Genomic DNA, 10,460 nt, shown 5'->3' on the forward strand with positions numbered 1-10,460 from the left:
AAGAATAGCCGATCGCCTCGGGGAACGACGAATCCCCATGTCAGGGGGAGACCCGGCGAGTCGGAGTGTTCCTCACGCGCCTGTCGGTAGCTGCAAGTATGCTGCTTGCGTTCAGTTGTGCGCGTCATTCGTGGGTTTCATGTTCCGGTTCCGTCAGCACACGGTCGCTGCGGAACGACCTAGGAGGATGTGTTGACCGCTGTATCTCCGAAGCCGGAGCGCGAGCTCGAGGCCGTGCGGCCCTATCCACCGCGGGGCAGGCGGAAGGGCGGGTTCCTGTACCAGGCCCTGACGACCACCGATCCCAAGATGCTCGGCCAGATGTATCTGTTCACCGCCATGTCGTTCTTCCTCATCGGCGGTCTGATGGCGCTGCTGATGCGCGCGGAGCTGGGTCGGCCGGGTATGCAGTTCCTGTCGACGGAGCAGTTCAACCAGCTGTTCACCATGCACGGCACGATCATGCTGCTGTTCTATGCGACCGCGATCGTGTTCGCGTTCGCGAATATCGTGCTGCCGCTGCAGATCGGCGCGCCCGATGTGGCATTCCCGCGCCTGAACGCCTTCAGCTACTGGCTGTACCTGTTCGGCGCGACCATGGCGACGGCGGGTTTCATCACCCCGGGCGGCGCCGCCGACTTCGGGTGGACCGCCTACACCCCGCTGTCGGATATCGTGCACGCACCGGGCGTCGGCGGTGATCTGTGGATCATGGGCCTGGCGGTGTCCGGCCTCGGCACCATCCTCGGCGCGGTCAATATGCTCACGACCGTGGTGGTCCTGCGGTGCCCCGGGATGACCCTGTTCCGCTTGCCGATCTTCACCTGGACGATCGCGGTCACCAGCGTCCTGATTCTCGTCGCCTTCCCGATCCTGACGGCCGCGCTGATGGCCTTGCTCATCGACCGGCACCTGGGCGCGCACATCTACGACCCCGCCAATGGCGGTGCGCTGCTGTATCAGCATCTGTTCTGGTACTTCGGTCATCCCGAGGTGTACATCATCGCGTTGCCGTTCTTCGGGATCGTGTCGGAGATCTTCCCGGTGTTCAGCCGTAAGCCGATCTTCGGGTACACGACGCTGGTGTACGCGACGCTGGGTATCGCGGCGTTGTCGATCGCGGTGTGGGCGCATCACATGTACGCGACCGGTGCGGTCCTGCTGCCGTACTTCTCGTTCATGACGTTCCTGATCGCGGTGCCGACGGGTGTGAAGTTCTTCAACTGGATCGGCACGATGTGGAAGGGGCAGTTGACGTTCGAGTCACCGATGTTGTTCTCGGTGGGCTTCATCGTCACGTTCCTGTTCGGTGGTCTGTCGGGTGTCATCCTGGCCAGCCCGCCGCTGGACTTCCACGTCTCCGATTCCTATTTCGTGGTCGCGCACTTCCACTACGTACTCTTCGGAACGATCGCCTTCGCCACGTACGCGGGCATCTACTTCTGGTTCCCGAAGATGACCGGCCGCATGCTCGACGAGCGCCTCGGTAAATGGCATTTCTGGACCACATTCATCGGCTTCCACACCACATTCCTGGTGCAGCACTGGCTGGGCGCGGAGGGTATGCCGCGCCGCTACGCCGATTACCTGGAGAGCGACGGATTCACGCTGCTCAACACCATCTCCACCATCGGCGCCTTCATCCTCGGCGGCTCGGTGCTGCCGTTCGTGTGGAACGTCTTCAAGAGCTACCGGTACGGCGAGGTGGTGACGGTGGACGATCCGTGGGGTTACGGCAACTCGCTGGAGTGGGCGACGACCTGCCCGCCGCCGCGGCACAACTTCTACGAGCTGCCGCGGATCCGTTCGGAGCGTCCGGCATTCGAGCTGCACTACCCGCACATGGTCGACCGTATGCGGAGCGAGGCGCACGTCGGATTCGGTGGCAACTCGCAGTCCCGAGTTACCGAACAAACCGCCGTGCCGAAGTAAGATTCCCGCTCGGACCGGTGTGGGGCTCCTGTTGGCCTGCACTAGTTCGTGCCCTCGAGGCGACCAAAGGCTCTGTGCCCTACCGGGGCACAGAGTCTGTCGCTTCGGCGGGCCGTCGCACCGGTCCCAGTCCGGCCAGCCGCGCCAGCCGCCGATGCGATTCCAGCCGGGCCGCGCGGTCGAAAGTGCTGGTGTGCACCAGGATCTCGTCGGCGCCGGTGCGATCGATGAGCCGCTCCAGACCGTCGGCGACGGTGTCCTCGTCACCCGCCAGATGCCCCTGCATCGACTCCTCGAACAGGCGCCGTTCGCGCTCGGTCATCGCCGCGGGATCGATGGTGTCCGGCGGCATCAGTACCGGGAACTCGCCGCGGGTGCGCGAGTACGCGGCCGACCACGCCTCGGGCATCAGCAGCCGCCGCGCCTGCTCGGCGGTGTCGGCGACGACGACCGATCCGGACACGACGACATAGGGCGCCGCACCCCACGGACCGGGCCGGAAGTCGGTGCGGTACTGCTCGATCGAGCGCACCATCGCGTCCTCGCCGTGCGCGGCCGCGATCACCAGCGGCAGGCCGAACCGCGCGGCGCGATCCGCACCGGAGCCGATGGCGAGCAGATAGGCCGGGACCCGCAGCCCCTCGGCGGGCCAGGCGTGCACACCGTCGCGTCCGGTGGCGAAGTAGTCCAGCAGCTCGGTGAGCTGGGCGTCGAAATCCTCGGCATCGTTCCTGTCGTGCCCGAGGGCGCGGCGCACCCCGCCGGTGAACCCGACCGACCGGCCCAGTCCCATATCGATCCGCCCGGGATACAGCGATTCCAGCACCCCGAACTGCTCGGCTACCACCAGCGGCTGATGGTTGGGCAGCATCACCCCGCCGGTCCCGACCCGGATCCGGTCGGTGGCGGCGGCGACGGCCGCGGCCAGCACGGTCGGCGCGGACCCGGCCACGCCCGGCACGCTGTGATGCTCGGACACCCAGAACCGGTGGTAGCCCCACTGCTCGGCCAGCTGTCCGAATTCGACGGTGTCCCGCAGCGCCGCCGGGTGGCTCTGTCCCTGCCGGACGCGGGAGCGGTCCAGGATCGAGAACCGGACCGAATGCAACGAGGTCATACCCGTGACAACGCTCCCGGCCGCCGCAGATTCCGCGCGGCCGATCACACCGGGACGAGCTCGTTGCGCATCTCGGCGATCGTCACCTGGAGTATGTCGAACTGAACCGTGTACAGCCGCGTCGGAATCCCCTGCCACGTCTCCTCGCGCACCTCGACGATCTCGCCGACGGTGCCCGCCGCGATCGCCGCGTAGGGGGCGATGGCGTGGTTCTTGGTCAGTTCGACTCGGTCGCCGACTTTCATGAGACCTCCACGTCCCCTGGTTACCCCGCCGACGGCGCTACGAACAGGTAGCTCTTCTCCTCCTCGCGCCGTGCGATGCGCCAGGACCCGTCGATGCGGGCGAAGGTGTCGAGGTACCACAGGCCGCAGAGCATCAAGCGCTCACCGCCGTCGCCGTCGGCGGTGAGCATCGGGTTGTGGCACATGGTGCGGCCCGTGGCGGTGTCGCCGTCGACGGTGATCGACGAGTTGCTGATGAGGTGTTGGAAGGCAAGGAAATTCGGCATCACCCGGGCGAGGAACCGCTTGATCTCCGGCAGGCCGCCCTTCGGCCCGCCCATCGCGGTGTAGTCGATGAACGCGTCGGTGGTGAAGATCTCGTCGAGCTCGTCCCACCGCTGCGTATCGACCGCATGCGAGTAGCGGACCATGAGGTCCTCGATCTCGAGCCGATCCGAAATCTCCTGTAGCGACAACACGCCAGCCTCCTCACAACATGGTGCCCCGAGAATAGACAGGCGTACAACGTTTTCCGGTCGGCGCGGCCCCGGAAATCCGCTTGCCCGGGGCGCTAGCGTTCTCGATGTGGAAGATCCGAAGGAACTGCTCGGCGCGGTGGTCGACTGGGCGCGGGCGGACGAGCGCGTCGAGGTTGTCGTCCAGACCGGTTCGAGGGCGCGCGGAAACCGCGTCGACGAGTACTCCGATCTCGATATCGAGTTGCTCGGTCCCGGGTGGCGCGACCTCGCGGCCGATACCTCGTGGAGCGAAGCGTTCGGGCCCGTGCTGGTTTCGGTCTCGTCGACCTCGGAGGACGAGGGGGACGACGAGGGCGAATGGGCCGGACGGCTCGTCGTGTACCGGCACGGTCGCAAGATCGACTTCAGCCTCGCCGGTACCGACCGGCTCGCGCGCCTCGAGACGGGGCTGGACGACCTCTATCAGCGCGGGTACGTGGTCCACCTGGACAAGGTCGGGGCCGCCGCGCGACTGCCCGCCCCGACCGGCGCCGCACCGGTCCCGCCGCGGCCGACCCGCGAGGAGTTCGACCACGCGCTGGACGAGTTCTGGTTCGAGGCCACCCAGGTCCCGGTGTATCTGGCCAGGGGCGAGCTGTGGGTGGTGAAGTTCCGCGACAACACCATGAAGGAATTTCTGCTGGAGATGCTCGAGTGGTACGCGGCCACCGATCCCGCCGGGCCGCCGGACACCTGGCACATCGGCCACCATATGGACGAGTGGCTGCCGGAACGGATCTGGAAGGCCGTCGGCGAGACCTTCGGCCGCTTCGACGCCGACGACAGCTGGCGCGCCCTCTACGCCACCACCGCGCTGTTCCGGGAGGTGTCGGAGACGGTGGCGCAGCGTTGCGGCTTCCCGGCTCGTACGGCGCTCGCGGAGCAGGCCACGGCGCGGTTGACCGAGATAGCGGACGGCGCGCGCTAGTTGTCGACCGGGAGGTGGCGGATGGACTCGCCGCCCTTGGTGTGGCGCAGCTTGCCGAAGCGGCTGGTCAGCAGGCGGTTCATATCCTCGGCGGCGCCGGTGTAGGCGCCCTCGACCGAACCGGCGCGGTGGGTGACGACGACCGGGGGCTGACCCGCCGGGCGGGCCTCGAGCACGCATTTGATGTCGTCGGTGCCGCCCTTCGGCCCGTTCTGATCGCTGAGGTGGACCTCGACCCGGGTGAGCTGGTCGGCGAAGCGATCCAGGTGGGTGCCGATCGTCGCCTCGGCCTGCCGGACCAGGTCGGAGCTGCCGGTAATGGTGCCGTCGGTGTTGACCTGAATCTGCATGCGCGTCTCCGTTCGGCTGGCCGACGGACCCGCCCTGGGCCCGCGTGGTCGTGGACCACCGTTTTCCACAGTAGCTCGGTGGTCGCCGGGCTCCGGTCAGTACGGCGGGAGCCCGGTGGCGCGGACCCCGGCGGTGAAGGCGCGGTAGTCGGTGCCGCTCGTGCCCGACCACAGCCGCTGGGCGAGGATCGGCAGGCGCTCCCGCAGCGGCGCGGTGATCTGCTGTTCGGTCATGGCGGTCGGGTCGTCGCAGAAGATGTGCAGTTTCGCGCCGCGCAGGCGCGAGTGCTGGTCGGGCCGTAGTCGCGCGCCGGTGACGAAAACCGTTGGGTCCCAGGCGTAGAGGAGTTCCGGCGGCGAGTTCAGCGGCCGCGCGTAGCCGCCGGTGGCGTAGTAGGTGGGGGTGAATGCGGCGTTGACGATCGAGTGTCCGTCGTCGGCCAGCCGTTCGGGAGTCTGCGCGCCGCCCACCCAGGGCAGCAGGCTGCCGCCGGTCCAGTATTCGACGGTGATCGCCGGGTCGACCGGGATGCGCGCGCCGTGGGGCAGCCCGTCGTTCCACATGCGTGCCGACTTTCCATACGACCGCACGATGCCCGCCGCCCAGTTGAAGAAGTTCGCGGTGAGATCCTCGCCGGTGAACTCCGGGCCGAGGGTGGCGCGGGCGTGGTCGGTCAGCTGCGGATAGCGGGCGTAGTCGTTGACGTACTCGTCGCCGCCGATGTGGAAGGAGCGCCCGGGAAACTGCGGCACGAACTCGCGCAGCAGATCCTCGACCAATTCGTACGATTCGGGTCGGGACAGATCGAGCCTGCCTTCGGTGCTCCCGGCGAGCAGGGCGTCGGCGGCGGCATCGGCCGCGGACGTCCGCGCGGGCCGCAGTTTGAGTTCGGGATGTGGTGCGAGGATCGCGTTCATGTGTGCGGGGAAGCCGATCTCGGGGAGCACCTCGACACCGTATTCCGCTGCGTAGGAGACGATCTCGTCGATATCGCGGCGGCTGTAGTGCTGCGGCGAGGTGATCTCCGGGTGGGTCGTGCTGGCCAGCCGGAAGCCGCCCACATCCGACAGGTGCAGGTGTAGCAGATTCATCCGGTAGTAGGCCATCTCGCGGATCCGCTGTTTGATCCAGTCGACGGTCATGAATTGGCGCCCGACATCGAGCAGTAGCCCGCGGTCGGGGTAGTCCGGCCGGTCCTCGACCACGCCGCGGGGCAGTTCGGTGGTGCCGGAAAGCCATTGCAGCAGGGTCTGTGCGGCGTGCGCGAGGCCCGCGCGGGTGCGGGCCGATGCCGATATCGTGTCTGTGATCTCGATGCGGTACGACTCGGGTGCGGCCGGTGCGGCGTCATCGATGCGGAGCACGATGTCGCCCGTGCTCGGCGGCGCGGTGGTGACCGTCGGTGCGAGCCGCGCGCGGCGGGCAAGATCCTCGGCGAGCCTGCGGGCGACGGGGGCGGCGCGGTCGTTCGTGGCGATGCGGGCCTCACGGGCCAGTACGAATCGTCCCGCCCCCGGCGACCAGTCACGCACCGATGGCACCGTGGCCGGTAGCTCGGCGCCGGGTTCCGCACGCGCGGTGGGGGCGAGCGGAAACAACGCCAGGCACAGCAGTACGACCAAGGCGGCGGCCCCGGCGGTGCGCGGCGGTGTGCCGGTTGCTGCGATCACGGTATCTCCACGGGCAGTGCCACGGTCGACGGCGCGGCGAAGGTCACGGTGCTGCCGAGCGGCGTCGCGCTGACGAACGGCACGGGGTCCTGCGAGGTGACGGTGAGCGCAATTCGGTGGCCGGGAGGCAGATTCCAGTGGGTGGGCGACAACTCCCAGCCGACGGTGGTGGGCTGCCCGGCCCGCAGTCCGTGCCGGGTGACGGGCCAGTATGTGATCGGTCGGCCCGTGCCGTCGGGGCCCTCGTCGTACAGGATGGCGAACAGGCTCAGATCCGACGTCGGCGGAACGACGGTGAGATCGAGGCGGGGACTGCCGGTGATCCGTGCGCCCGCGGCGAACGGCGCGGTACGCCAGACCCCCGCGAGGGCGCGGTCGACGCTGCCGAGCGGGATCGACGGTGCCACGCCGAGCTGCGCCATGGACCCGGTGACGTAGGGGACCGCGGACACGGCGGTCGTGGCACCGGAATGCGTTGGCAGACTCCATATTTCGTCCGGATCGCCGCCGAGCGCGCCCGCCTCCGACAGCGGGTAGGATCGTTCGGCCGGTACCGCGTCGGCGACTGTGGCGTAGCGGGCGTACGGACCGCCGCCCGCCGGGGCCAGGTTGACCGCGGGCTCGGAATCGATGCCGTTCGCGGCACCGTTGACGTAATGGTCCAGCCAGCGAATTCCCGCGTCCCACACGGGATTCGGCAGGCCCGCCACCTGGCCCGCGCCCCCGCCGGTGGAGTGGTCGCCCGGCTGCAGATACAGCATCTTCGGCCCGGTCAGCCTGTCGAAGAGGTGGAATACGGGGCCGACCGGTAGCAGCGAGTCCTGCCAGTCGTGGGCGAGGAACACCGCGGTCCCGTGCGCGTTCAGCTTGTCGACGGCGTCGGCCAGCAGGCGCGTATTCGTCAGCGCCACCAGCGAACTCGGGTCGCTGGTCAGGATCGCGTGCAGCCCGGCGGCGGTCATCTCGGGGTTGAACCGGTTGGTCGAGGCGCCCGACAGGGCCAGGGCCATCGGCCCGCCCGTCTTCAGGGTGTCGTTCGGGGCGAGCGCCGCGGTCCCGTCGGCGGGTGGTGAATCCGCGACGATGGCCTTTATCCGGGGATCGTGCGCGGCCGCGAGGATGCTGAGGCCCGCACCGTAGGAGCCGCCCGCGATGGCGATCCGCTCGGGGTCGACGTTGAGATTGGTTATCGCCCAATCGATTACGGCCGAGGCATCCCGGGCGTCGTTGTCGCCCAGGAGGTCCACTTCGCCCTCCGACAGGTACATGCCGCGCGCGGTGTACTCGATGGAGACGAAATCCGCACCGCTGGACAGCTTGTAGGCCGAGCCGATGCTGCCCATCGCGGGCATACCCCAGCCGGACGGCTGCAGTACCAGCGGATTCTTGTGTCCGGCGAGGGTCGGCGGGGCCGTGACGACGGCGTTGAGCCGGACCCCGTCGGCCCCGGGGACGAACAGCGTGGTGGCCTGCCCGCCGGGTATCGGTACGGCGGTGGCCTGCGGTGTGCAGACGACGGCGGTGGCCGCCGCCAGCAGCAGCGCCGCCATCGTCACGAGCGGTCGTTTCATCGCGATCGCCCCCTCAGAACAATGTCGCGAACAGCAGGTGAAGGTTGTGCGCCAACGACAGTGGGGACATCAGCAGATAGCCGACCACCGTGCCGAGCAGATCGGGGGCGGGGAGTTCACCTGTCATGGGTGGGCCCTTTACGACGTGCGGTCAGATCGCGATCGCGGCCGCGTCGCGCCTCCCGCAATCGAATGCGTTGTAGAGTACGTGCTCATTTCTGATCTGTCCACGATCGAATCAATCATCAATGAGCAATAGGCTCATCGGGTTTCGTGCGGCAGACGTCAGGCAACCACGGCGTCGTGGCGACTCCACGGCGCCGTCGTGATCGGGGATCGGTGCGCGGCCGTCAGCTCCTCCGCAGTTCCTCGGCGAGCATCACGATGATGCCGCTGGGGCCGCGGACGTAGGTGAGCTTGTAGATGTCCTGATAGGTGGCGACGCCGCGCAGCGGGTGACAGCCGTGCTTCGCGGCGATCTCGAGGGCGGCGTCGATATCGTCGACCGAGAAGGCGACGCGGTGCATGCCGATCTCGTTGGGGCGGGTCGGTTCCGTCTCGATGGCCGCGGGATGGATGTACTCGAACAGCTCGAGGCGGCCGTGACCGTCCGGCGTCTGGAGCATGGCGATCTTGGCGTGGTTGCCGTCGAGGCCGACGGCGGTCTCGGTCCACTCACCGCTGACCGTGTCGCGACCGAGGACCGTGAGACCGAGATCGGTGAAGAAGGCTATCGCTGCTTCGAGGTCGCGGACGGCGATGGCGACGTTCTCGAGTTTGATGGCCATGCGATGCATGGTAGCCGTTGCGGCGGGATTGTCTGACGAATCCGTGACGGCCGGGACGGTTCGGGCTCGAGGCGGGTGTGGAAGCGGTTGAGTGGATCGAAACAGCGCGCAATTCCCGGAGGACGTCATGCCGACAATGCGAAGGATCGCCCGCTCGCCGATCACGTGGGTGCTGTCCGCGATCGTCGTGGTCGCGGTCGGGATCGGTCTCGTCCTGTTCCAGCCGTGGCGGTTGTTCACCGATACCGTGGTGAACGAGGCGGCGCCGACCGTCGCGACCACCGCCGGGGCGGCGCCCCGGGAGGAACCGCGGACGCTGTCTCGCGGCGAGTTCGTCTCACACGAGCACGGCACCTCGGGCAGCGCGGCCGTCGTCCGATTGCCCGACGGCAGTAGGGTTTTGCGCCTGGAGAACCTGGATACCTCCGACGGGCCGGACCTGCGTGTGTGGCTCACCGATGCGCCCGTGCTGGAGGGCCGTGCGGGCTGGTTCGTCTTCGACGACGGCAGGTACGAGGATCTGGGCAATCTCGAGGGCAACAAGGGAAGTCAGAACTACGTCATTCCGCCCGAGGTGGATCTGAGCGCGCTCACCAGCGTCAGCATCTGGTGCGAGCGCTTCCACGTTTCCTTCGGCGCGGCCCAATTGCGTTGAGGATGTCGTCTATTGCCGGTCGGGGGACGGCACGCCGACCAGCAGGGCGACGATGGAACGCACGAACTCCTCCAGGCGCTGTTTGGGATAGGCGTCCGGTTCGCTGACCGCGAGCGTGCCGAGCATTTCGGCGACGCTCAGCAGGGCATTGGTCAGCAGCGCGGAATCGACCGCGGCCCACCGGGAATCGAGCGCGGTGCCCATGCGGACCAGCGCCTCGGCCTGATCGAAGATCCCGGTGCGCGAACTCCGCAGTGCCGCACGGTATTCGTCCGGAGCGCTGCCGGGAGTGGCGAGGATCAGCCGCCACCGGGTCGGATTCTCCAGTGCCACACCGACGAATGCCTCGATGGTCGCCGACGCCGCGGTCACCGGGTCGGCGCCGATCAGATCGGTGGGCAGGGTGCTCGCCACCTGTTCCAGCCCGCGCTCGCGCTCGCGTTCGAGCAGCGCCTCCACCAACTCCGCGCGCGTGTTGAACACGGTGTAGAGCACGGGCTTGCCCACACCGGCCTCGGCCGCGACCGCCTCCATGCTGAGCTCGTGCAACTCCACGCGGCTCAACACGGCGAACGCGGCATCGAGCACCTGCGCACGCCGCTGTTCGCGAGGCAGGCGCGGCGCGTAGCGGCGCGGCGGCGGCGCCGCGCCCCCCCCGGGGGTGGGTGACCGCCCCCGCGCCCCCGCCGGCGCCCGGGGGGACTCC

Annotated in this window: 11 protein-coding genes; 3 read left to right on the plus strand and 8 right to left on the minus strand. The window is 68.2% G+C overall.

The window, feature by feature from the left end:
• The first annotated feature begins 192 nt into the window (after positions 1-192).
• A complete protein-coding gene (ctaD, locus tag QH290_RS02790; RefSeq protein WP_280381867.1) occupies positions 193-1,932 on the plus strand; it encodes an aa3-type cytochrome oxidase subunit I in 1,740 nt (579 codons plus the stop codon).
• A 79-nt stretch (positions 1,933-2,011) separates the two neighbouring features.
• Here ctaD and QH290_RS02795 read toward each other — a convergent pair whose 3' ends face one another.
• The 3 genes from QH290_RS02795 to QH290_RS02805 are packed head-to-tail and all read right to left on the minus strand — an operon-like array spanning position 2,012 to position 3,752.
• Positions 2,012-3,049 carry an MsnO8 family LLM class oxidoreductase gene (locus tag QH290_RS02795; RefSeq protein WP_280269149.1) on the minus strand — a complete coding sequence of 346 codons (1,038 nt, stop codon included), beginning with the start codon at positions 3,047-3,049 and terminating at the stop codon, positions 2,012-2,014.
• A 44-nt stretch (positions 3,050-3,093) separates the two neighbouring features.
• A complete protein-coding gene (locus tag QH290_RS02800; protein WP_280269150.1) occupies positions 3,094-3,294 on the minus strand; it encodes a hypothetical protein in 201 nt (66 codons plus the stop codon).
• Between the two features lie 20 nt (positions 3,295-3,314).
• Positions 3,315-3,752: a nuclear transport factor 2 family protein gene (locus QH290_RS02805; RefSeq protein ID WP_280269151.1), complete on the minus strand. Its 438-nt coding sequence runs from the start codon at positions 3,750-3,752 to the stop codon at positions 3,315-3,317.
• Positions 3,753-3,858: 106 nt separating this feature from the next.
• On the opposite strand from QH290_RS02805, the gene QH290_RS02810 reads away from it, so the two are divergent.
• A complete protein-coding gene (locus QH290_RS02810; RefSeq protein WP_280381868.1) occupies positions 3,859-4,719 on the plus strand; it encodes an aminoglycoside 6-adenylyltransferase in 861 nt (286 codons plus the stop codon).
• Here QH290_RS02810 and QH290_RS02815 read toward each other — a convergent pair.
• From QH290_RS02815 to QH290_RS02830, 4 genes are all read right to left on the minus strand, one after another.
• Complete coding sequence (locus tag QH290_RS02815) at positions 4,716-5,069, minus strand: HPF/RaiA family ribosome-associated protein (RefSeq protein WP_280269153.1); 354 nt, start codon at positions 5,067-5,069, stop codon at positions 4,716-4,718. The two genes, QH290_RS02810 and QH290_RS02815, sit on opposite strands and share 4 nt — an antisense overlap.
• 96 nt (positions 5,070-5,165) lie before the next feature.
• Positions 5,166-6,740 (minus strand): family 20 glycosylhydrolase, encoded by a 1,575-nt coding sequence (locus QH290_RS02820; RefSeq protein ID WP_280381869.1) that lies wholly within the window; start codon positions 6,738-6,740, stop codon positions 5,166-5,168.
• Entirely contained in the window at positions 6,737-8,311 is a 1,575-nt protein-coding gene (locus tag QH290_RS02825; RefSeq protein WP_280381870.1) for a CocE/NonD family hydrolase, read from the minus strand. Before QH290_RS02825 ends, QH290_RS02820 begins: the two co-directional genes overlap by 4 nt.
• Positions 8,312-8,661: 350 nt before the next feature.
• A complete protein-coding gene (locus tag QH290_RS02830; protein ID WP_280269156.1) occupies positions 8,662-9,099 on the minus strand; it encodes a VOC family protein in 438 nt (145 codons plus the stop codon).
• A gap of 127 nt (positions 9,100-9,226) precedes the next feature.
• Between QH290_RS02830 and QH290_RS02835 the strand changes: the two genes are divergently transcribed.
• The gene (locus tag QH290_RS02835) at positions 9,227-9,754 is read left to right on the plus strand and encodes a DM13 domain-containing protein (RefSeq protein WP_280381871.1); all 528 of its coding nucleotides are present in this window, start codon (positions 9,227-9,229) and stop codon (positions 9,752-9,754) included.
• Between the two features lie 9 nt (positions 9,755-9,763).
• On the opposite strand, the gene QH290_RS02840 is transcribed toward QH290_RS02835, so the two are convergent.
• Entirely contained in the window at positions 9,764-10,369 is a 606-nt protein-coding gene (locus QH290_RS02840; RefSeq protein ID WP_280381874.1) for a TetR/AcrR family transcriptional regulator, read from the minus strand.
• Positions 10,370-10,460 lie beyond the last annotated feature (91 nt).

It is taken from the genome of Nocardia wallacei (genome assembly GCF_029869545.1).
Lineage (GTDB): Bacteria > Actinomycetota > Actinomycetes > Mycobacteriales > Mycobacteriaceae > Nocardia > Nocardia wallacei_A.

Bases quoted from the DNA above. Each gene is read 5' to 3' on its own strand.
- QH290_RS02795 (WP_280269149.1), bottom strand. From the start codon at position 3,049: ATGACCTCGTTGCATTCGGTCCGGTTCTCGATCCTGGACCGCTCCCGC.
- QH290_RS02800 (WP_280269150.1), bottom strand. From the start codon at position 3,294: ATGAAAGTCGGCGACCGAGTCGAACTGACCAAGAACCACGCCATCGCC.
- QH290_RS02815 (WP_280269153.1), bottom strand. From the start codon at position 5,069: ATGCAGATTCAGGTCAACACCGACGGCACCATTACCGGCAGCTCCGAC.
- QH290_RS02825 (WP_280381870.1), bottom strand. From the start codon at position 8,311: ATGAAACGACCGCTCGTGACGATGGCGGCGCTGCTGCTGGCGGCGGCC.
- QH290_RS02830 (WP_280269156.1), bottom strand. From the start codon at position 9,099: ATGGCCATCAAACTCGAGAACGTCGCCATCGCCGTCCGCGACCTCGAA.
- QH290_RS02835 (WP_280381871.1), top strand. From the start codon at position 9,227: ATGCCGACAATGCGAAGGATCGCCCGCTCGCCGATCACGTGGGTGCTG.